Raw genomic sequence first — 21,381 nt, forward strand, 5'->3', positions numbered from 1 at the left:
TCGCAAAGGAGCCAGCGGTGAAGCACACCGAGCAACTGTCCGTGCACTTCGACGAGCGCGTGCTCGACCACGACACCGGCAGCGCGCTGCACGAGACGGCGCCGAGCCCCTGGTTCGCGGCGAACGAGCCGCACACCGAGGGGCGTCTGCGGATCGAGCGCATGCACGACATCCTCGAGCGCGGGCCCGTGGCCGACGCGGTGCGCTTCGCGCCCGGGCGGTTGGCCCGCGAGGACGAGCTGACGCCGGTGCACGAGGCGGAGTACGTCGAGGAGGTGCGCCGCTCGGCGGAGAGCGGCGGAGGATGGGTCACCGGCACGACGCGGCTGGGCGCGGGATCCTGGGAGCCGTTGCTCGCGGCCGCGGGCACCGCGCTCGAGGCGGCCGAGACCGTGCTCTCCGGGCGCGCACCGCTCGCCTACGCTCTGACGCGACCGCCGGGGCACCACGCGCAGCGGGCCCAGGCGGACGGGTACTGCTTCTTCAACGGGGCGGCGCTCGCCGCCGACGCCGCGCGGCGGGCCGGTATCGAGCGGGTGCTGGTGGTCGACTGGGACGTGCACCACGGCAACGGCACGCAGGACATCTTCTACGATCGCGACGACGTGCTCACCGTGAGCCTGCACATGGATCACGGCGCCTGGGGGCCCAGCCACCCCCAGACCGGGGGGCTCGAGGAGCGGGGAGAGGCGCGGGGCGCGGGCTTCAACCAGAACGTCCCGCTGCCGCTCGGCGCGGGGAACAGGGCGTATCTGCGCGCATTCGACGAGGTCGTCGCGCCGCTCGCGGAACGCTTCCGACCGGGCATGATCGTCTGCGCCAGCGGCCAGGATGCGAGCGCGTACGACCCCAACGGCAGGCACAACGTCTCGATGCCCGGCTTCCGCGGCATGGGCGAGCGGGTGCGAGCCCTCGCAGAGCGGCACTCGGAGGGACGGGCGATCCTGATCCAGGAGGGCGGCTACAACCCGTCGTACGCGCCCTTCTGCCTGCTCGCCACGATCGAGGGACTGATCGGGGCGGAGACCGCGACGCCGGATCCGCTCGCCTACGTGCCGGACCAGACGCTCGGTCTCGACGACCGCTTCGCGGAGCTGGCGGAGGAGCTGAGCACGGCACGGCTCGAGCGGATCGAGAGCCGGGCCCCTCGAGCGTAGAGGCTGCGAGGGGCCGCCGGGCGGCTCTCAGTCGACGGGCTTGCCGTCGGAGCGATGCTCCGTGCCCGAACCGTCTGCCGACTCCCCGGCGGACGCGGCGCCGGGAACCGGCTCATCATCGGAACCCTCGTTTTCGACCGGCGCCGGCTCCGGTCCCGCATCGCCCGCCTTCCGCCTCGCCAGCGCCTCGAGGGTCTCGGCGTCTCCCGTCGAGGCGAGCCACTGCTCGAGCGCCGGGTACAGCGAGGGGTTCGCCGCGAGATAGGGCCACAGCTCGCGCTCCTGGCTCATCGCATGCAGCTCGGTCGCCGGGGTGCCCGGATCGGCCGCACGCGCCGCGCCGGCGGGCACTCGCGGCGCCGAGGGCTGCGGGGGCGCGGGCACCGGGGGAACCGGGACCGGCGGAGCGGGAACCGGAGGCGCCGCGGAAGCCTGCCGGGCCGGGTCGGGCTGCGGCTGCCGGGCCGGGTCGGGCTGCGGCACCGGGGGGATCTGCGCCGCCGCACCGGTCTGCTGCGGAGGCGAGGGGTGAGTGGCCTGGGCGAGCCCGTTCGGGTCGTACTGGCCGGTCGCGCTCTGCTGCCCGGTCGCGCTCTGCTGCCCGGCGAACTGCGCGGGATCGTACCGGGTTGGATCGTGCTGGCCCGTGGGGAACTGCCCGGTCGCTTCGGCCTGGAAATGACCGGGCTGGGCCCCGGGATGGCCCGGCTGGGCCTGCTGCTGCGGGTACCCCTGCGCATACTGGGCGGTCTCGCGGTGCGGGGCGAAACTCGCGAAGTAGGCCCGCACCTCGGCGGGGATGAAGAGGGCGTAGAGCACGAGCGCCGCGGGGGCGAAGAAGATGACCAGCACCCAGCCCACGTCGATGATCAGCATGCCGAGCCCCTGCTTGGCGTCGAGTCCGGCGAGAATGGTCGAGACGAGGCCGAGCACCGTGATGCCGCCGGCGATGCTCGCCGCGATGACGCGGCTCTGCTGGAAATTCGAGATGATCTGCATGCGCAGGATGAGGGCCGCGACGATGCTGAGCACCGCGCAGATGAGGACGCCGACGACGAAGCCAATCTCTCGGCCTTCGGAGGCGATGATGCGCAGGATCGCCCATACGACGACGATGCCGGCGCCGATGATCGTCGCGATCGGGGCGAACCGTGCGACCCCGTACCAGCTGTTCAGCGCGGGCTGCTGCCTCATGGCGTACGGCAGCCCCGAGCTGCTGACCAGAGCGGTGCCGGCGGCGAGCAGGAGCAGCGGATAGCCGAAGGTGCTCCACACGCTCTCGATCACGCCGAGCCTGCTGAAAGCGTTGATGAAGAGGGCGATGATCGCCGCGACGCCGAAGCCCACGGCGATGAGTCGCGCGGTCTCCGATCGGCGCACCGCGAAGAGCAGGATCGCGGGCACGGCGAGCGCTGCGACGATGCCCAGGGCGAGCCCGCCGAACACCGCGAGACCCGGGAGGTACTCGCCGAAGCCCGACCCTGCGAACTCGGCGATCGTGATGACGCTCATCACCAGGCCGAGCAGCGTCGCGGCCGCGACCGCGGCGAAGTAGCCGACGAGCGTGTTGAAGGAGAGCTTCGCCGCCGTGCCGGCCAGCTCCGGCGTCTGCAGCTCGTAGCGCCGCGGGATCGCCGCGAACAGCGCGCCGGCGAGACCGATGCCGGCTGCGGCCCCGAGGCCCGAGCCTCCGCCGTAGTCGGTGAACTTCACGGCGTCGAACACGATGTAGAGCAGCACGAGCAGCAGGTACGGGGCGTTCAGCAGCGCCCGGGTGAGGGCTGCCCGCGCCGGCGTGAAGCTCCGGCCGAACACGCCAGCCCGCGCGAGGTAGCCGATGGAGACGGAGAGCGCGGAGAGCAGGGTGATCAGCAGCACCTCGACGCGCGTGGCCGCCGTCATCAGGCCGGTGTCGTAGCTCGTCCCCTTGATCGCGGTGGCCCAGGGGAGGGCGAGCGAGACGAGCAGCAGCACGACGGCGACTCCGTCGCGGATCCAGTCGGACACCGGCGTGCCGGCGAACGGGTTGGGCCGCGGCTGCGCGGGGGCGCCGAAGCCGGGCGGGGCGGAGCCCGGCTGCGCGTACCCCTGCGGAGCGTGTCCCGGCTGCCCGTAACCGCCGGGCTGGCCCGGGGGATATGCGCCGGGCTGGCCCTGGGGGTACGCGCCGGGCTGGCCCTGGGGGTACGCGCCGGGCTGGCCCTGCGGAGGGTATCCGGCGGTCTGACCCGGCTGCACCTGCGGATGCCCGCCCGCCTGGCCCGCCTGCTGCTGGGCGGGGAAGCCCTGGGCGGAGAGGCCGTACCCCTGCGTCTGCGACGGGTCACCGGCTCCGGAGTGCTGAGCCGGAGGCTGCTGGGGGTGGCCGTTCTGCTGCCCCTGCGATGAGCCCTGCGGGTTCTGCGGTGAGTGAGTCATAGTGCTTCGGTACACGCTTCCTGTATCGGTCGGTCCTGGCGCTGGTCGGTCCTAGAGGCCGTAGGGCATCGGTGAGGCGCCCGCGTCCTCCATGAGTTCGTCGAGCCTACCGTCCTCGGCGAGCTCCTGCAGGTTGGTGGAGATGATCGTGCTGATGTCGGCGACGGTTCCGATGGGGCTGATCTTCCAGCCGCCATCCTCTTCGACCGCGACGAGCGACCAGTCCTCGACGCCGAGCCTCTTGAGCATCGGCACCTCCTCCTCGAGGCAGAACTCCTCGTTGACGTTCTCGATCTCGCTGCCCGAGACGCCGTGGTCGCCGAGGTAGTCGCTGAAGGATCCCGGGTAGTCGTAGTCGCTCAACCAGTCGTCGAACAGCTCGCTGTCGTAGTAGTCGTACATGTCGACGCTGACCAGCCGCTCGCCGTCCACGGCGACGCACGTGCCGGAGACGGCGACGCGCGTCTCGAGTTCGACGACGTCGCCGCTGGCGTAGTCCTCCTCCTCGCGCACCGAGAGGAACGCGAGGTCGTCGATCGACACCCGCGAGAAGCCGTCGGCCTTCTGCTCCGAGAACTTGTTCTCCTCGAGGGTGAGGCCGAGCTCGCCCATGCTGCCCGAGAAGTCGTCGAGATCGATGTACATCGAGTCGGCGATGCTCTCGCCGTAGACGGAGAGCAGGCGGCGCTCGGCGAGCGGCATCTGCTCCACCACGGCGTCGTAGTCGCCGGCCGTGACCGCCTCGGTCAGCTGGGAGGCTGCGTCCGCCGCGTTCTTGGCGCCCTGCTTCGCGGGGGCCGCGATCTCGCTGCCGAGCAGGCTGTCGCTCGCGCCGGACGAGGTGTGCGCGTAGTCGGCGAGGGTGAGCAGCGGGCTGACGTACCAGCCGCCGTCCTCCTTCGCGGTGACGAGCTTCACGTCGTAGTCGGAGAAGTCGAGCTCGTAGGGGAGGTTGTCCTCCAGCTGGCGCTCCAGCTCGTCCCGGGCCTCGGCGATCTCGCTCTTGCTCATCTTGCCGCCGTAGAGCTCGGCCTGCTCCTGCACGAGCGGCATGGTGAAGTCCATGACGACCTGCGCGACCTTCTCGGGGTCCCCGTCGATCTCGATGACGCCCGAGGCGACGGTGACGCGCTCGACGGTCTCATCGATGATGGGGTCGCTCTCGATCTCGAGCTGCTCGGTGGTCGTGATCGTGACCTCGCGCTTGAGATCCTCGAGGAACTGCTCCGCGGTCTTGCTGTCCTCGTCGCTCTTGAGGTCCATGGTCTGCTCGAGCGCCGGCTCGAAAGCGCGGAACTCGCTGGGGGAGAGGGAGCCGTAGAGCGCCAGCGGGTCCATGCTGCTCGCGCTGCCGACGAGCTTCTGCACGGCGGCCTCGGGGCTCGAGGAGCCGCCGAGCTTCGACGCCAGGAACCACCAGACACCGCCGCCGGCCGCGAGCAGCAGGACGAGAACCGCGCTGAGCACGATGATGAGCGTCGTGCGCTTCTTCTTGCCGCCGGCACCTCCGGGGGCGCCCGACTGGTCGTACGGGGGCTGACCCGGCGGCTGCTCGGCGTAGGGCGGCTGCTGGGCGTACGGAGGCTGCTGGGCGTACGGCGGCTGACCGTAGGGCTGAGCGTATGCCTGTGGCTGGACCGGGCCGTTCTGCCCGGGGTAGGGCTGCTGCGGCTGGCCGTAGGGCTGCCCGGGTGCGCCGTAGGGGGAGAGCGGCACGGTGGCCTGGGTGGCGCCCTGCGGTGCCGTCGTGTCGACAACGGGCTGCAGCGGCGTCGTCGGCTGGTCGGGTGCGAGCTGTTCGGGGGCCGACTGCGCCTGCTGTTCGGGCGCCGGTTCGCCGTCTGCCGCCGTCTGCGCCTCGGCCTCGATCGGCGCCGATGGCTGCTGGGGCGCGTACTGCGCGATCCAGGCCTTGAGCTCGGGGTACGCGTTCGGGTGAGCGGCGATCTGCTGGCCGAGCTCGGGGTGGTCACGGGCGATCTCTGCGAGACGCTCGGCGGGAGTCGCCGGATTGCTGAGCTCGGTGCTCGGATCTGACAAGGTGCACGCCTTTCGTGGGCTTCGCGGGCTATGGGAAGAGCCTACGCGGAATCTCCGACATTCGTGTTCGAACGGCTGGCGGGCGCGCGCTCGCTACCATTGGGATATGACTGAACGCACCGCTTCCACCCCCCTCGTCGGCGTGATCATGGGATCCGACTCGGACTATCCGGTGATGGCGGAGGCCGTCCAGGTGCTGCGCGATTTCGGGATCCCGCACGAGGCGGAGGTCGTCAGCGCGCACCGCACCCCGGGGAAGATGATGGAGTACGCCCGCGAAGCCGCGGGGCGCGGGCTTCGCGTCATCGTCGCGGGGGCCGGCGGAGCGGCCCACCTGCCCGGCATGGTCGCGTCGATGACCTCGCTCCCGGTGATCGGCGTCCCCGTTCCGCTCTCGAGGCTCGACGGCCTCGACTCGCTGCTCTCGATCGTGCAGATGCCGGGCGGCATCCCGGTGGCGACGGTGAGCATCGGCGGCGCGAAGAACGCGGGGATCCTCGCGGCGAGGATCCTGGGCGCGAGCGATCCCGAGCTCCGCGAACGGCTCGACGGCTACGCCGCGGGGCTCGCGGAGATGGTGGAGGAGAAGAACGCCGCGCTCCGGGCCAGGGTCGCCGCGGAGGCGGGCTCCGCGGCACCGGATCCCGCGGCCTGAGTGGCGCCGGGGGAGGCGGCGCCCGGGGAGGAGGAGCGCGCGGAGGCGGGAAGCGCCCGCTACCGGCGGGCGATGATCGCGCTCTTCTGCGCGGGCCTCGCCACCTTCGCCCAGCTCTACTCGCCGCAGGGGCTGCTGCCGGAGATCGCGCGCGCCTACGGGGTCGGCGAGAGCGCGTCCTCCTGGGCGGTGGGCGCCGCGACCATCGGCGTCGCCCTCGGGGTGCTGCCCTGGGCCCGGCTCTCCGACCGGGTGGGCAGGGTCAGGGCCATGCGCTGGGCGATGGTGTGCGCGATGGTCATCGGCCTGATCGCGCCCTTCGCCCCCGGATTCGTCTCGATGATCGCGATCCGGGGCGCGGAGGGCGTCGCCCTCGCCGGGCTGCCGGCGATCGCGGTCACCGCGCTCGCCGAGACGATCCACCCGCGAGCGCTGGGTGCGGCCGTCGGCAGCTACGTCGCCGGAACGACGCTGGGGGGCCTGAGCGGCAGGATCGTCGCCGGGCTCGCGGGGGATCCGCTCGGCTGGCGCTGGGGGATGGCGACCGTCGCGGTGCTCGCCGCCGTCGCGACGGTCGCGTTCCTCGTGCTGATCCCGCCGACGGCGCTGCGGCCGGGGCCCGGCATGTCGATGGTGCGCGCCACCCTGCAGAACCTGCGCACCCCCGGGGTCGCCGTGCTCGTCGCCCAAGGGTTCCTGCTGATGGGCGGGTTCGTGGCCGCCTACAACTACCTCACGTTCCGGCTCGAGCAGGCTCCCTTCGGGCTGAGCCTCGCGCAGGTCTCATGGCTCTTCCTGGCCTACCTGGCGGGCGCGGCGACCTCCCGCTGGGTGTGGCGGATCGCCCGGAGACGAGCGCCGACCGCGGTGCTGCTCGGCTGCGTGGCGGTGATGCTGGTCGGGCTCGCCGCGACGCTCGCTCCGCGGCTGCCGATCGTGATCCTCGGCCTGGTGCTGTTCACCGGCGGATTCTTCGGAGCCCACTCGATCGCGAGCGGGCTGATCTCCCGGCGCGCCGGCGAGGCGCGCAGTCAGGCTCCGCCGCTGTACAACCTCGGCTACTACGCGGGCTCCAGCCTGCTGGGCTGGCTCGGCGGTCTCGCCTTCGCCGCGTGGGGGTGGGGCGGCACGGCGGCCACGATCGCCGCCGCGGCTGCTCTGGCCGGGCTGATGGCGTGGGGATACGCGCGCTCGAACGGCGGGATCGCCGCGGTCGACGCCTAACCGGGCGGGTTCAGAGGTTCGCGTGCAGCTCCCAGAGCTGCCAGGCCGTGTTGCGCCAGGTGAAGGCCCGGCCGCGATCCTCCGCGAGCACCGCCATGCGCTCGAGCTCCGTCGCGTCGTGGCAGAGCCTGCCGAGCTCCGAGGCGAAGGCGCCGGCGTCGGCCGCCGCGATGCCGGCGTCGAGCGAGATCTCCGCGTAGCCGGCGGCACCGCCGTGCAGCACGGGGATCCCGGAGTTCAGCGCACCGAGCAGCGGGTACCCGGAGCCCATGCACGTCTGCGGCTGCGCCATGAGATCGGCTCCCGAGAGGATCGCCCCGATGTCGGCGAGCTCGCGCGGCCGCACGACGAGCACGCGCTGCCGCAGGGACTCGGGGATGGGGCCCATCGCCACGGGATCGGGCGCGATGGGCGTCAGCGTCGCCGTCGCCGATCGCTCCGCGGCGCCCGCGTCGGGGCTCGCGGGCGCGCGCGTCGGAACGGCGTCGGGCGTCGGAGCCGCATCGGCCGTGCGCCCCGCCGAGGGTGAGACCGCGGGCGTGCCCTTCGGCCGGCGGCCGTTCTCGTGCAGGGTCGGCCCCAGCCCGTCGACGATCACCAGCGGCGGCAGCTCGGGATCCGCCTCGAGCGCATCCAGGATCCACTGCAGCCGGCCGTGCTCGTTCGCGGTGGTCGTGGTCACGATGTAGCGCTCGGGCAGGCCGAGCGCCGAGCGACGCTCCCGCGCGTCCGAGGGGCGGCGCAGCTCCTCGGGCGCCGCGAGGGGGAGCACCTGCACGGGCACCTGCTCGCCGTAGCGATCGTGCAGCACGGAGGCCACGGCGTAGGTGGGGGTGAGCAGCACGTCGGCGAACTTGACGGCGCGTCGCACGAAGTTGCGGAAGAGGCGGGCCTGCGAGGGGCCGAGCAGCTCGGGGGCCTCCCACGCGATGGCGTGGGGCACCGTCACCGAGGTCTGGCTGCCGTCGTCGGCTCCCCGGTTGCGCAGCGGCACCATCGGGGTGAGCGCGTGCACGAACTCGCCGTCGAGGGGGCGGGCCGTGGTGCCGTTCTGCCACACCAGCGAGAGCACGGACGTGCTCAGCGGCATCGTCTCGACCATCGCCTTCGGGGAGGAGAAGACGGGGGCCTCGCTGCCGCGCGCGACGATGAGGCGGGCGCTGCAGGCGCGGGGGGCGGTCTCGGCGAGGGCCGCCGTGAGATCTCGGATCGCGGCTCGCTGGAGGTCGGCTTCCCAGTCGGGGAAGGGCTCTCCGATGAGGGTTAAGGTAGCCACTTTCCTCCCCGCGTGATTCCGTAGCACCAGTGTACGGAGGAGCGAACTGGGAAAACCCCGGAACCTCCGAGAATGACCGAACTGTGATCTGTTTGCGTCGTTCTCGGCGGGTTCCGAGGTAGTCGGCCGCCTCCCATCTACTCTGGAACGTGCGTCTAGGCGGCCGGTCGAGGAAGGTGGAGGTGCGCGGGTGAGCGTGATGGATCTGGAGCGCCCCCTGCGCCACCCCGACACCGAGTCCGCGCCGCTGATGAGCAAGCGCGCGAGATGGCTCGTCGTGATCGGCTTCCTGCTACCCGGCAGCGCGCAGGTGCTGGCCGGCGATCGCAGGCTGGGGCGCTTCGGTCTGGGCGCGACGATCTTCATGATCGCCCTGCTGATCGTCGCCGGGCTCGGGATCCTCCTCTTCCGCGTCGGCACCCTCTCGCTCCTGACCAACGGCATCGTGCTGCTGATCGTGCAGGTGCTGATCGCGGCGTACGCCGTCATGTGGCTCATCCTGGGCTTCGACACGCTGCGTCTCGCCCGTCTCGTCAACGTCGGACGGGGCTGGAGGGTCCCCGTCGCCGCGCTCTCGGTGCTGCTCACCGTCCTGCCCGTCGCCGGAGCGTCCTACGCGGCCGTGGCGGTGGGATCCGCCCGCGGCGCGTTCAGCGACATCTTCGGGGGCGGCGCGCCCGCGGTGGCTCCGGTCGACGGCCGCTACAACATCCTGCTGCTGGGCACCGACGCCGGCGACGACCGCGAGGGGCTGCGCCCCGACAGCATCTCGCTCGTCAGCGTCGACGCCGAGACCGGCCAGTCGATCATCGTCGGCCTGCCGCGAGACCTCGTGAGCGCGCCGTTCCCCGAGGGCTCGCCGATGCACCAGTCCTTCCCCTCGGGCTTCTGCGTCGACGCCTACTGCGAGACCGACGGCAAGCTGAACGCCGTGTACACGGAGACCGAGACCTTCCTCGACGGCTCGGCCCTGTATCCCGACGCGGTCTCGCGCGGATCCTCCCCGGGCATCGAGGCGACGAAGGACGCCGTCAGCGGTGCGACCGGGCTCGAGGTGCAGTTCTACGTGCTCATCGACATGGAGGGGTTCTCGTCGCTGATCGACGCGCTGGGCGGCGTCACGGTCAATGTGGAGCAGGACGTGCCGCTCGGCGGGTACGAGGACCCGATGACCGGCGAGTGGGTCGAGGGGCACGCGGTCATCCCCGCAGGGGAGCAGAAGCTGGACGGCGCGCACGCGCTGATGTTCGCGCGCGTGCGCCACGGCCTGGTGAACGGCGACTACGATCGCATGGAGCACCAGCGGGAGCTGCAGCGCGCGATCCTCGCCCAGATGAACCCGAGCAACGTGCTGCTGCGCTTCCAGGAGATCGCGGGGGCCGGTGCGGACCTCGTGCGGACCGACATCCCCGAGTCGATGCTGGGCCGCTTCGTCGATCTCGCCGCGAAGGCCAAGGAGCACACCCCCGTGAACGTTGAGGTCGCTCCGCCCGCGGTCGACCCCGCCTTCCCCGACTACGCGGTCGTGCACCGGCTGGTGGCCGAGGCGGTCGCCGCGGCCTCGCCCGCCGAGGAGGAGGGCGAGTAGCGCCTCAGAGTCCGCCAAGGTCGGAGGACTAGGCTATGGCACCCGTGCGAAGTGAACGGTGAATGTCGTCACGGGAAACGGGAGTGGAATGCAGCAGGAGACTGAGCCGGGGGTTCCGGTGGTGCAGGTGGAGACGCGCCGCGCCCCCGCCATGAGATTCCTGGGGGCGGTCTGGGCCGTGCTCGGCTGGCTCCTCGTCGCCCTCGGGGCCGTGCTCTTCGGCTCCGCCCTGTGGATCAGGCAGACCTTCGGCCCGATCTCCGTCGACCAGATGCTCATGCACCTTCCCGGCGCCGGGGGCGGCGACGCCGAGGCGACGCCCGAGGGGTATCTGTCGAGCTTCGTCGTGCAGGCGCTCGTGATCCCGCTCGCCGCGGTCGGAGCGCTGCTCTCCCTCGCCCTGCTCGTGCGACGCCGGCCGAAGCGGGACCGGAGGAGCTACGCCGTGCCCCCGCGGCCCTCCCGGGCCGCGCTGCTCTGGCGCCGGATCCGCGCGCGGCACTGGGCGCGGCCGGTGCTCGCCGTCGCCGCCTGCGTCGCGGGCGGTGCGGTCTTCGCCCAGGCCGTCCAGGCTCCCCAGTACGTGCAGTCGATCACGACGCCGATGACGCTGGAGGACTACTACGTCGCGCCGGAGGCCGGCGGAGCGGTGAGCACGGTCGGGGATCCCCGGTCGGGGGAGGAGCGCAAGAATCTCGTGCTCATCTACCTGGAGTCCATGGAAGACGCGTTCTCCGACGCAGAGCTCATGGGCGAGAACCTCCTCGAACCGGTCGAGGAGGCCACCGAGGGGTGGGGGACGATCCCGGCGCTGCGGCAGTACGAGGGCGGCGGCTGGACGATGTCGGGCATCGTCGGCTCCCAGTGCGGGGTGCCGCTGCGCGGGGCGGGGTACACCCCGCGGGAGCGGAACGACATCGGCGAGGGCGAGGACGACTACCTCCCCGGCGCGGTGTGCCTCGGCGACGTGCTCGACGGCGCGGGGTACACGAGCGTGTTCATGGGCGGAGCGCACGAGCAGTTCGCCTCGAAGGGCGTCTACCTGCGGAACCACGGCTACGACACGGTCAAGGACGCGAATCACTGGATCGCGCAGGGGGAGACGGAGTACTCGGTCTGGGGCCTCTCCGACGCGCGCCTGATGGAGAACGCGAAGGCCGAGGTCGACGAGCTGCATGCGTCGGGCCGGCCGTTCAACCTGACCCTCCTGACCCTCGACTCCCACGAGCCGGCGCACCTCTTCGACCACTGCCCGCAGACCACCGAGGAGCCGTTGAGCTCGGCCATCAAGTGCTCCATGAGCGAGGTGGCCGGTTTCGTCGAGCACATGGAGTCGCAGGGCTACCTGGACGACACCGTGGTGGTGCTCGTCGGCGACCACGAGAAGATGGTCGGGGAGGATCGCCCCTACTGGAGCGAGCTCGGCGACCTCCAGGGGCGCACGATCTTCAACCGGATCTGGAGCCCCGACGGAGTGGGCGATCTGCGCTCGGTCGACCAGCTCAGCCTCTATCCGACGCTGCTGGACCTCCTCGATCTCGGCCGCCCCGATCACCGAGCCGGGGTGGGAGTCTCGGCTCTCGTCGACGAAACCGCCTCGACGAGCATCCTGGACCTGTCCCCCGACGAGTACCGAGAGGTCGTGAACTCGCGTTCGTTCGAGCTGTATCAGCGGCTCTGGGGTCTGGAGGGCCCGGGAGGCGGCGGCACGGACCGCCCCGCCGAGGCGGGCGAGCGCGCGGGCTCGCAGCCGGTCGAAGAGTAGCGTCCTCGAGGGTTCGGTCGGCGCCGCGCGCACGGCGGCGCCGACCCCGTCCCCTCGCTCACGGGGTCCCGCCCGAGGGTCAGGCCTCGGCCAGGTACGCCGTCAGCGCTTCGCGGGCGTCGCGCGGAGTGAAGCCCGCGGCCTCCAGCTTGCCGAGTTCGAGCGTGCTGTTGAGCGGTCGCGGAGCGACCCGCTTGCCCGCGAAGTACTCCTCGGTCGAGACTCCGCTGACGCGGGCGGGGTCGTGCCCGGTGCCCTCGTACACGAGCTTCGCGATCTCGCACCACGACATCGACGGCCCCTCGTTGGTGAGGTTGTAGACGCCGTGCTCCGGCCGGGTCTCGAGCAGATGCCGGATCCCGGCCGCGATGTCGTCGGTGAAGCTCAGGCGGCCGACCTGGTCGTCCACCACGCTCGGGTCGATGCCGCGTTCGGCCAGCGAGGCCATGGTGCGCACGAAGTTGCCGCCCTCGCCGATCACCCAGCTGGTGCGCACGATGTAGTGGCGCGGCACGGTCGAGACGATGGCGTCGCCGGCGGCCTTCGTCTGGCCGTAGACGCCGAGGGGTGAGCACGCGTCGGTCTCGGCGTAGCTCTGCTCCGTGCCGTCGAAGACGTAGTCGCTCGAGACGTGCACGAGCGTGAGCCCGTGCTCGACGGCGGCCCTGGCGAGCGCCGCGACGCCGGCGACGTTCGCGGCCCACGCGTCGCGCCGGCCCGTCTCCGTCTCGGCCTCGTCGACCTTCGTGTACGCGGCGGCGTTGACCACGGTGTCGTAGTCGGCCCAGCGGATGCCGTCGAAGGGGGCGGCGGAGGCCAGGTCGACGCGATCCCGAGCGGCGAAATCTGCGTCGGGCAGCGCTGAGCGCAGCGCGGTGCCGAGCTGCCCGTTCGCGCCGATCACGAGCGTGCGCTTCGGCTTCATCGGGACCACGTCGGCGAGGCGCGGGTGCGCGAGGTCCTTCTCCGAGCGTTCCGCCCGATCCAGGGGGATCGGCCAGTCGATCGCGGCCGTCTCGTCCTCGAGGTTCAGGAAGGTGTACTCGCCCTGGGCCTCGGCGCTCCAGTGATCGTTGACGAGGTAGACGTAGGCCGTGTCGTCGGCCAGGGTCTGGTACGAGTTGCCCACGCCGCGCGGCACGAAGATCGCCGTCGAGGGGTCGAGCTCCGCGGTGAACACGGCGCCGAAGGAGTCTCCCTCGCGCAGGTCGACCCAGGCGCCGAAGATCTTGCCGGTCGCCACCGAGACGAACTTGTCCCAGGGCTCCGCGTGGATTCCCCGCGTCGCGCCCGTCTTGTCGTTGAAGGAGATGTTGTTCTGCACCGGTCCGAAGTCGGGCAGGCCCAGCGCGACCATCTTCTCGCGCTGCCAGTTCTCCTTGAACCAGCCGCGGTTGTCGCCGTGCACGGGCAGGTCGAGCAGCACGAGGCCCGGGATCGTGGTCTCGCGCAGGGCGAGCTGCTTCGCCGCCACGGCTACTGCCCCTGCTCCCGGTACTTCGCCTCGGTGGCGGCCTTCTGCGGCTGCCACCAGTCCTCGTTCTCCCGATACCAGTCGATGGTCGCCGCGAGACCCCGCTCGAAGTCCGGGAACGACGGCTCCCAGCCGAGCTCGGAGCGGAGCTTGGTCGAGTCGATGGCGTAGCGCAGGTCGTGCCCGGGGCGGTCGACGACGTGATCGTAGGCGTCGGCGGGTTGTCCCATGCCGGTGAGGATCAGCTCGAGGACCTCCCTGTTGTTCTTCTCGCCGTCGGCCCCGATCAGGTAGGTCTCGCCGATGCGGCCCGCCTCGACGATGCGCAGCACGGCCGAGGAGTGGTCGTCGGCATGGATCCAGTCGCGCACGTTGAGACCCTCGCCGTAGAGCTTCGGACGCTCGCCCACGAGGATGTTCGTGATCTGCCGCGGGATGAACTTCTCGACGTGCTGACGGGGGCCGTAGTTGTTCGAGCAGTTCGAGATCGTGGCCTGCGTGCCGAAGGAGCGCACCCAGGCGCGGACGAGCAGGTCGCTGCCGGCCTTGGTGCTGCTGTACGGCGACGAGGGGTTGTAGGGGGTGGACTCGGTGAAACGCTCGGGATCGTCGAGTTCGAGGTCGCCGTAGACCTCGTCGGTCGAGATGTGGTGGTACCGCTTCTCGTACCGGCGCACCGCCTCGAGCAGCGTGTAGGTGCCGACGATGTTCGTGTCGAGGAAGGGGCGCGGATCGTGCAGCGAGTTGTCGTTGTGGGACTCGGCGGCGTAGTGCACCACGACGTCCGAATCGGCGACGAGGGTGTCGACGAGCGAGGCGTCGCAGATGTCGCCGCGGACCACCGTGACGCGGTTCTCGGGAAGCCCCGCGAGCGACGCCTCGTTGCCGGCGTAGGTGAACTTGTCGAGCACGGTCACCACGTCGTCGGTGTTCGCGACGAGGTAGTGCACGAAGTTCGAGCCGATGAAGCCGGCCGCGCCGGTCACGAGAATCTTTCGGGCCACGTGGGTCCTCCTGCTTGCCTGTCGAATGGTCTACGCGCGGTAGAAGCTGTCCGTCTCAAGTGTAGTTGGGCCCGCCGGAGTGCGATCTGGACGGCCGGTCCCGGGCCGAGGAGCGGCGGATCGAGGCCAGCTTCAGCGCTCCGCGCGCTCTGAGGCCGAGGGTGATCGCCCAGCGGATCGGAGCGCGGAGCGGACCGGGGTACCGCTTGCCCATGAAGCGCACGGCGCTGTCCGTCATCGCACGCTCCACCGCCTCGGCGTGCTTCTTCGTGGAGTGCGCCCCGCTGTGGACCACCGAGACGGAGGGGTCGTAGCGGTTCTCGTACCCCGCCAGGCCGATGCGGAAGCCGAGGTCGATGTCCTCGAAGTGCATGAAGTAGGCCTCGTCCCAGCCGCCGATCTCGCGATAGACGTCGGCGCGCACCATGACGGCCGCGCCCGACAGCGAGCCCGCCGAGCGGGCGGAGTCGTAGTTCGCGGCGTCCTGGTAGGCGCGGGTCCAGGGGTTGCCCCTCCACACCCTGCCGAGCAGCGCGTGCCCGACACCCGTGCCGACCGAGGGGATGTTCCTGGCGGAGGGGTAGACGGTGCCGTCGTCGTTGAACAGTCGGGGGCCGATCGATCCGACCCCGGGCTGCGAGAGCATCGCGGCGGCGAGCGCCGTCGCCGTCTCCTGCGTGAAGGTCACATCGGGGTTGCAGAAGAAGTACGCGTCGCAGTCGCGCTCGCCGCCCTCCTCCAGCGCGCGGACGCCCGCGTTCATCCCGGCGCCGTAGCCCGGGTTCTCGGGCAGCGGCACGTAGCGCGCGCCGTACTGCGCCGCGAGCGCCTCGGCGCTCTCGTGATCCGGCTTGTTGTCGACCACCACCACGGGGTGCTCGGGCGAGTGGAAGCGGCGCAGGGAGGAGAGGAAGGGACCGAGCGCATTGCCGGAGCCGTAGCTCACGGTGACGAACGCGACTCTCGGGGCTCTCCCCGCGGGCGGGGTCTCGGCTCGGGGCATGCGCCCAATTCTATGCAGGCGGGATGCGCACCGGAGGGCCCAAGGAGCCCGGATATAGACTGTGCGCTGAGTTGTCGAAAGGAAGTGACCCATGAAGGGCATCATTCTCGCCGGTGGATCCGGCACCCGGCTGTGGCCCATCACGAAGGGCATCTCGAAGCAGCTCATGCCGATCTACGACAAGCCGATGGTCTACTACCCCCTGTCGACGCTGATGATGGCGGGGATCAACGAGGTCCTGATCATCACGACCCCCGAGTACCACGAGCAGTTCCGCGCCCTCTTCGGCGACGGCTCGCACCTGGGCATGCGGATCGAGTACGCCGTGCAGCCCTCGCCCGACGGGCTCGCCCAGGCGTTCATCATCGGCGAGGAGTTCATCGGCGACGACAGCGTGGCGCTGGTGCTCGGCGACAACATCTTCCACGGCGTGGGGCTCGGCACGAGCCTGCGCCGGCACACCGACATCGACGGCGCCGTGGTCTTCGCCTACCACGTCGCGAACCCGACCGCCTACGGCGTGGTCGAGTTCGACGAGAGTATGCGCGCCATCTCCATCGAGGAGAAGCCGACGGAGCCGAAGAGCAACTACGCCGTGCCGGGGCTCTACTTCTACGACAACGACGTGGTGCGCATCTCGAAGACCATCGAGCCGAGCGCGCGCGGCGAACTCGAGATCTCCAGCGTCAACGAGGAGTACCTCAGGACGGGCAGGCTCAGCGTGCAGACGCTCGAGCGCGGCACCGCCTGGCTCGACACCGGCACCTTCGAGTCGATGATGCAGGCCGCCGAGTACGTGCGGGTGATCGAGGACCGCCAGGGCTTCAAGGTCGGCTGCATCGAGGAGGTCGCCTGGCGCAACGGCTGGATCGACGACGCCGAGCTCGAGGAGCTCGCCAGTCCGCTGCTGAAGAGCGGCTACGGCAGGTACCTGGCCTCGCTGCTGGGCGGCTGACGGCCCCGGTCGGCGGGAGCAGCTACGCGCTTCCTCAGCGCCGCAGGAGCCTGCTCAGCGGCCGGAGGAGCGCGTGCCCCAGGCGGTACGAGCGGGAACGGCGCAGCGCTGCATTCGCGTCGGTCAGCTCTGCGACGGTCTTCTGGAGTTCCGGTGCGGAATGCTGCAGCTCCTCGTTGGCCTTCCACGCGCCGTGAATGGCTCGCGTATTGTCGCGCTGCATCTTCGCATACGCCGTCCAACGCTTCGCGTGGGCTGCGCTGAGCGGATGCTTGGGCGTCGACTCGTCGGCGAGCCGCTCGAGCAGAGCGTCGACGTGATTGCGCAGGCTGAACCGATCCCGGTGCTCCTGGATGCGCTCCGCGGAGAACGCGCGCGCCGCGTCGTACCCCTCGATGATCTCCCGAGCGATGGCGGCGCCGCTGATCCGGCGCTTCGTCGGTCGCCCGCTGAAGTTGAACAGGCAGGCGGTCTCGAAGTCGTCCGATCCGAGCCAGCCGTCTCCGCCGAGGTGATCGTATATGTACACCGGAATGCCGAGGCACAGCGCGTACTGGGCCGTCTTGCCGATCGTGACGACGGCGTCGACGTCGCGGAAGGTCTCGGGAGTGACCCTGGCCGGCGCATCGCCTCCGACCCGGCGTACGGCGACGCCCGAGGCTGCGAGCGCCTCGATCGCCTCCGTCATCTCCGCAGGGGGGTGATTCGAGACCAGGAGGACGGTGGCGAGATCCGAGGATGCCGGAGCGGGGGGAGACTCCTCGGTGAAGGGGCGAGGAGCGGGATTGGGGAGCAGCTCCGTGCGGTTCTCCGGCAGCCCGTACTGCAGGAGTGCGTCGCGCGTCTCCGCGGAGTTGAACGAGCTCAGGGAGGCGACCGCTGCCTCGATGTCCGCGAGTACCGGCGATTCGATGCCGGGGAGCGTCGACATGTGATGCCACACGAGGGGAAGGGCGGCCGGTCTCGAGCGGAGGGAGTCGATGATCGCTTCGGGGAGCACGCCGTGCTGCACCCACAGCAGATCGTAGTGGTCGATCGTCCGCGGGGCCTCTGCCTCGTGGAGTCGGACGAGGCCGCCGGGAGCCAGTTTCTCGAACTCGCTCCTGAACGGCTCATCCGCGTAGTTGGTGAAGACGTCGACGTGCCAACCGCGGTCCGCGAACTCCTCGGCGAGCTCGAGAGCGACCATCTCGGAACCGCCGTAGTTCGCCAGATGATTGTTCGTCAGCAGGAGGCGGGGCACAGGTCTACGCTACCATCGGGCATCGGCCCCACAGGTACGGCCCGGAGAGGCGGGACGGGGGTGTCACTCGACCGGAGTGAGGCGCGGGATCCCGCTCTGCGGGATCTCGATCGTTCCCCGCAGGAAGTGCTGCCGCACGGTGCCGTCTCCGGTGGTGACGGCGTCGTCCTTGGGCCATCCGAGCTCGTCGATGCCGCCCACCGCGTTGAAGAAGGTGCGAATGGGCTCCTTGATCGCGTGCACGCCGGTCCGCTCCGACCAGCAGAGCGCTCCTCTCTGGAAGGCCTGGACGACGCCGTGGCCGTGCACCGCGATGGGGTTCCGATGGGAGGAGGGCCAGCCGAGCTCGGACTTGCGCTCGCGGTCGAACGCCGCCTCGAACTCGGGTGCGATGGGGAACACGCTGCTGGTGTACGCGCCGGCGACGTCCTCGACGGGGCCCACCTGCCTGAGCGAGCCCTTCTCGATCCACGCCGCCTGATCGCACATCTGCATGACCGTGCCGAGGGAGTGGCTCACGAGGATGACGGTCTTGCCCTGCTCGTGCAGCTCGTCGAACTTGGCGCGGGACTTCTCCTGGAAGGCGGCGTCGCCCACCGCGAGGATCTCGTCGACGACGAGCACGTCGGGCTGCACGTGGATGGCGACGGAGAAGCCGAGCCGCACGTACATGCCCGACGAGTAGCTCTTCACCGGCTGGTCGATGAACTTGCCGATCTCGGAGAAGTCGACGATCTCGTCGAACTTCCGGGCGACCTCCTTGCGGCTCATGCCGAGGATGGAGCCGTTCAGGAAGATGTTCTCCCGGCCGGAGAGCTCGGGATGGAAGCCGGATCCGACCTCCAGCAGCGAGGCGACGCGGCCGGTGCTCGTGATCTCGCCCTCGTCGGGCCAGAGGATCTTGGCGAGGCACTTGAGGAGGGTCGACTTGCCGGAGCCGTTGCTGCCGATGAGGGCGAAGTTGGAGCCCTGGGGAACATCGAACGTGATGTCCCGCAGCGCCCAGAAGTCCTCGTGCTCCGACACCTTCCGGCGCATGATCGCGGACTTCAGGCTCTGGTTGCGCTCGTGGTACAGCCGGAACTTCTTGCCGAGGCCCCTCACGCTCACTGCAGTCTCGGTCATAGGATCTCCGCAATCTTCTTCTCGGAGCGGTTGAAGACGACGACGCCCACCAGCACCGCCGCGGCCGTCCAGCCCACGCAGGTGACCAGGTGGACCGTGTCGGGCCAGCGGTTGTCGTAGAGCAGCTGGCGGAACGCCGTGACGAAGTGGTACATCGGGTTCAGGGTGTAGATGTCGAACACCGTGACGTCGGTTCCCAGCAGGCCGCCCACCCGGTCGGACATGTCACGGATCAGCGAGACGGGGTAGATGATCGGCGTGAGATACATCCAGAGCTGCAGCAGGATCGTGAGCAGGTACTGGGTGTCCCGGAAGTGGATGTTGACGATCGAGAGGATCCATCCCAGGCCGCTCGCGAACATGGCGAGCAGCAGCATCATGAGGAGCGTTCCCGGGATCCACATCAGCACGTTCGCGCCGACGAGCAGCAGGGCGATCGTCAGGACGAGCATCTCGAGCAGCCAGTTCATGCCGATCGTGCCGACCGCCGCGAGCGGGAGCACGGACCTCGGGAAGTAGACCTTCGTGATGAGACCCGCGTTGGAGACGAGCGAGTTCGCGGTGGCGTTCAGGCTGCCCATGAAGAAGCCCCACGGCAGCAGGCCGCACATGAGCCAGACGGGGAAGATGTTGAGCCCGCTCGGGTCGCCGGGCTCCGGCTGGATGCGGAACACCATCGAGAAGATGAAGGTGTAGATCAGCATCGACGCCAGAGGGTTCAGCAGCGACCACAGCCTGCCGAGGACCGTCCGCTTGTACTGGCCGCGGGTCTCGCGCAGGACGAGGTTCCCCAGGAGCTCGCGCGATGACCAGAGCTCCCGGAAAAACTGCATGGCGACGTCCTAACTGGCCTTTCGGATGACATGATCGACGGCGAGCCGTCGGCGTACCAAGTGTATGAGGTTTTCGAAGCCGCCGACGCCGGCCTACTCCTCGGGCCTGAACAGCTTGCTGACCGATCTGAGGGGCCGCGTGATCTTCCACGACGTGCTCGCCTCGAGCTGCTCGATGCGGCGCGTCATGTGCTCCCGCACCTGCTGACGGGGCGAGGAGATGAGGTTCGGGTAGTCCGCGGCGTGACGGGGCGAGGCGCAGAAGTCGAGCAGCGGCTTCAGCGTCCGACTCCAGGTCATCGTCTCGCCGAATCGACGGGAGTTCGCGCTGAACTCCTCGCGTCGACCGGCGTAGAGGACGTCCTCGATGGCGGCGGCCAGCGCCTCGACGTCCTCCGGGGGGACCACGGCGCCGAGCTCGTGATCGCGGATGATCCCCGAGAAGGTGTCGCCGTCGGTCGCGACGATCGGCAGGCCCGCCCAGAGGTAGTCGAGGATGCGGGTGCGGAAGCTGAAGGCCGTCTCGACGTGCTCGAAGTGGGTGCTGACCCCGAGATCGGCGTCGAGCAGGTAGTTCACGCGGTCGTGGTAGTCGACCCAGTCGGTGTTGAAGAAGACGTGCTTCCCCGTCAGACCCAGCTCGTCGGAGAGGCGCATCGTCTCCGTCGCGACGCGCATCGCGGGGACGAGGGGGTTCGGGTGCTTGACGCCGAGGAAGTAGAGGCGCAGCTTCGGGTGCCGCTCGACGAGCGAGGCGACGGCCCTGATGAGGGTGAGCGGATCGAACCAGTTGTAGACGCCGCCGCCCCAGATGATCACCTGGTCGTCGACGTCGATGCCGGGCACCGTCCCCTTGATGGCGTGGCGCGTCTGCTCGGCGACGGAGTCGGAGATGCCGAACGGCGCGATGTCGATGAGATTGCGCAGACTGGGATCCGCGTCGTAGGTGTACGGGTTGATCCTGCAGAGCGCTCCGAGCTGGCCGAGCCAGAAGTCGCGCTGCTTCTCGGATGCGCAGAGCAGGAAGTCGGCGCGCTCGATCTGGACGTTCAGCACCTCCGTCGTCTGCAGGATCAGTGCCTCGCGGTCGCCGCTCGGCAGATCCTTCCCCTGCTCCAGGGTCTCGAGGTGCATGGGGTCGTAGATGTCGGCGACGATGATGACGTCCTCGTCGCAGATCCAGGGATAGGAGGAGAGCGTGTGCCCCTGGAAGACCAGCACGTCGGCCCACCGCACGTGCTCGCGGAGCTCGGCCTCGTCCGCCGTCGAGACGGGGAACTCCACCGCCTCGAGCGACGAGGCCTGAGTCGAGACCAGGCGGACATCGGCGATCCGATGGAGCGCGCTCGCCATCTCCCAGGCTCGGATCGCGGGGCCGGCCATCTTGACGCCCAGGACATCGGCGGTGACGACGAGGATGCGCTGGCGCTGTGGTCGAGCGTCGGTGTTCATACGTGTTGTCGGCCTCTCCGTGGGATAGCACCAGAGAGTGTAGCCGGGGCAACCTGAGCGCGGCTGGCAAGGCGGCGGGGTGCTGAGCGGTGCGGTGCCGGCGGAGCAACTACGATGCTAGAGGAGAAGAGCCGGAGAGCCGCGGCCGGCGACGAGCCGCCCGCAGCAT

At 70.1% G+C, this 21,381-nt stretch carries 16 protein-coding genes; 6 read left to right on the forward strand and 10 right to left on the reverse strand.

From position 1 onward, the window contains the following. The first annotated feature begins 17 nt into the window (after positions 1-17). Positions 18-1,157, forward strand: coding sequence for an arginase family protein (locus tag JD276_RS01220; RefSeq protein WP_200112939.1), 1,140 nt, complete (start codon positions 18-20; stop codon positions 1,155-1,157). A 27-nt stretch (positions 1,158-1,184) separates the two neighbouring features. Here the strand turns inward: JD276_RS01220 and JD276_RS01225 are convergent, their stop codons facing one another. Both JD276_RS01225 and JD276_RS01230 read right to left on the reverse strand, forming a co-directional pair. Beyond that, positions 1,185-3,575: a DUF7937 domain-containing protein gene (locus JD276_RS01225; RefSeq protein ID WP_200112941.1), complete on the reverse strand. Its 2,391-nt coding sequence runs from the start codon at positions 3,573-3,575 to the stop codon at positions 1,185-1,187. 51 nt (positions 3,576-3,626) lie between these two features. Continuing rightward, entirely contained in the window at positions 3,627-5,615 is a 1,989-nt protein-coding gene (locus tag JD276_RS01230; protein WP_200112943.1) for a variant leucine-rich repeat-containing protein, read from the reverse strand. Positions 5,616-5,721: 106 nt separating this feature from the next. Here JD276_RS01230 and purE point away from each other — a divergent pair, with 106 nt between their 5' ends. Continuing rightward, positions 5,722-6,270: a 5-(carboxyamino)imidazole ribonucleotide mutase gene (purE, locus tag JD276_RS01235; protein WP_200112945.1), complete on the forward strand. Its 549-nt coding sequence runs from the start codon at positions 5,722-5,724 to the stop codon at positions 6,268-6,270. Continuing rightward, a complete protein-coding gene (locus JD276_RS01240; RefSeq protein ID WP_307866381.1) occupies positions 6,271-7,494 on the forward strand; it encodes an MFS transporter in 1,224 nt (407 codons plus the stop codon). It begins immediately after the preceding gene. A 10-nt stretch (positions 7,495-7,504) separates the two neighbouring features. Here the strand turns inward: JD276_RS01240 and JD276_RS01245 are convergent, their stop codons facing one another. Continuing rightward, positions 7,505-8,770: a glycosyltransferase family protein gene (locus JD276_RS01245; RefSeq protein WP_200112947.1), complete on the reverse strand. Its 1,266-nt coding sequence runs from the start codon at positions 8,768-8,770 to the stop codon at positions 7,505-7,507. A 199-nt stretch (positions 8,771-8,969) separates the two neighbouring features. Here JD276_RS01245 and JD276_RS01250 point away from each other — a divergent pair, with 199 nt between their 5' ends. Then, complete coding sequence (locus JD276_RS01250) at positions 8,970-10,358, forward strand: LCP family protein (RefSeq protein ID WP_200113440.1); 1,389 nt, start codon at positions 8,970-8,972, stop codon at positions 10,356-10,358. Positions 10,359-10,446: 88 nt separating this feature from the next. Continuing rightward, on the forward strand, positions 10,447-12,123 hold the full coding sequence (locus JD276_RS01255; RefSeq protein ID WP_200112949.1) for a sulfatase-like hydrolase/transferase: 1,677 nt from the start codon (positions 10,447-10,449) through the stop codon (positions 12,121-12,123). A gap of 79 nt (positions 12,124-12,202) precedes the next feature. Here the strand turns inward: JD276_RS01255 and JD276_RS01260 are convergent, their stop codons facing one another. From JD276_RS01260 to JD276_RS01270, 3 genes are read right to left on the reverse strand one after another with little or no spacing between them, the layout of a single operon-like run. Then, positions 12,203-13,597 (reverse strand): sugar nucleotide-binding protein, encoded by a 1,395-nt coding sequence (locus JD276_RS01260; protein ID WP_200112951.1) that lies wholly within the window; start codon positions 13,595-13,597, stop codon positions 12,203-12,205. Positions 13,598-13,599: 2 nt separating this feature from the next. Then, entirely contained in the window at positions 13,600-14,601 is a 1,002-nt protein-coding gene (gene rfbB / locus JD276_RS01265) for a dTDP-glucose 4,6-dehydratase (protein WP_200112953.1), read from the reverse strand. A gap of 55 nt (positions 14,602-14,656) precedes the next feature. Further along, complete coding sequence (locus tag JD276_RS01270; protein ID WP_200112955.1) at positions 14,657-15,604, reverse strand: glycosyltransferase family 2 protein; 948 nt, start codon at positions 15,602-15,604, stop codon at positions 14,657-14,659. Positions 15,605-15,695: 91 nt separating this feature from the next. Here JD276_RS01270 and rfbA point away from each other — a divergent pair, with 91 nt between their 5' ends. Then, the gene (rfbA, locus tag JD276_RS01275) at positions 15,696-16,559 is read left to right on the forward strand and encodes a glucose-1-phosphate thymidylyltransferase RfbA (protein WP_200112957.1); all 864 of its coding nucleotides are present in this window, start codon (positions 15,696-15,698) and stop codon (positions 16,557-16,559) included. A 34-nt stretch (positions 16,560-16,593) separates the two neighbouring features. On the opposite strand, the gene JD276_RS01280 is transcribed toward rfbA, so the two are convergent. The 4 genes from JD276_RS01280 to JD276_RS01295 form a co-directional block, all read right to left on the reverse strand. Continuing rightward, positions 16,594-17,802 carry a glycosyltransferase gene (locus tag JD276_RS01280; RefSeq protein ID WP_200112959.1) on the reverse strand — a complete coding sequence of 403 codons (1,209 nt, stop codon included), beginning with the start codon at positions 17,800-17,802 and terminating at the stop codon, positions 16,594-16,596. A gap of 63 nt (positions 17,803-17,865) precedes the next feature. Then, a complete protein-coding gene (locus tag JD276_RS01285) occupies positions 17,866-18,927 on the reverse strand; it encodes an ATP-binding cassette domain-containing protein (protein ID WP_200112961.1) in 1,062 nt (353 codons plus the stop codon). Beyond that, the gene (locus tag JD276_RS01290; RefSeq protein ID WP_200112963.1) at positions 18,924-19,760 is read right to left on the reverse strand and encodes an ABC transporter permease; all 837 of its coding nucleotides are present in this window, start codon (positions 19,758-19,760) and stop codon (positions 18,924-18,926) included. Before JD276_RS01290 ends, JD276_RS01285 begins: the two co-directional genes overlap by 4 nt. A gap of 93 nt (positions 19,761-19,853) precedes the next feature. Then, a complete protein-coding gene (locus JD276_RS01295; RefSeq protein ID WP_200112965.1) occupies positions 19,854-21,212 on the reverse strand; it encodes a glycosyltransferase family 4 protein in 1,359 nt (452 codons plus the stop codon). Between the last annotated feature and the right edge of the window lie 169 nt (positions 21,213-21,381).

It is taken from the genome of Leucobacter chromiisoli (assembly GCF_016522505.1).
In the GTDB taxonomy this organism is placed as follows: Bacteria; Actinomycetota; Actinomycetes; order Actinomycetales; family Microbacteriaceae; genus Leucobacter; species Leucobacter chromiisoli.

Excerpts from the sequence above, each read along its gene's own strand:
- purE (WP_200112945.1), top strand. The coding sequence starts at position 5,722 with ATGACTGAACGCACCGCTTCCACCCCCCTCGTCGGCGTGATCATGGGA.
- JD276_RS01225 (WP_200112941.1), bottom strand. The coding sequence starts at position 3,575 with ATGACTCACTCACCGCAGAACCCGCAGGGCTCATCGCAGGGGCAGCAG.
- JD276_RS01290 (WP_200112963.1), bottom strand. The coding sequence starts at position 19,760 with ATGCAGTTTTTCCGGGAGCTCTGGTCATCGCGCGAGCTCCTGGGGAAC.
- JD276_RS01285 (WP_200112961.1), bottom strand. The coding sequence starts at position 18,927 with ATGACCGAGACTGCAGTGAGCGTGAGGGGCCTCGGCAAGAAGTTCCGG.
- JD276_RS01255 (WP_200112949.1), top strand. The coding sequence starts at position 10,447 with ATGCAGCAGGAGACTGAGCCGGGGGTTCCGGTGGTGCAGGTGGAGACG.
- JD276_RS01270 (WP_200112955.1), bottom strand. The coding sequence starts at position 15,604 with ATGCCCCGAGCCGAGACCCCGCCCGCGGGGAGAGCCCCGAGAGTCGCG.
- rfbA (WP_200112957.1), top strand. The coding sequence starts at position 15,696 with ATGAAGGGCATCATTCTCGCCGGTGGATCCGGCACCCGGCTGTGGCCC.
- JD276_RS01295 (WP_200112965.1), bottom strand. The coding sequence starts at position 21,212 with ATGAACACCGACGCTCGACCACAGCGCCAGCGCATCCTCGTCGTCACC.
- JD276_RS01250 (WP_200113440.1), top strand. The coding sequence starts at position 8,970 with ATGGATCTGGAGCGCCCCCTGCGCCACCCCGACACCGAGTCCGCGCCG.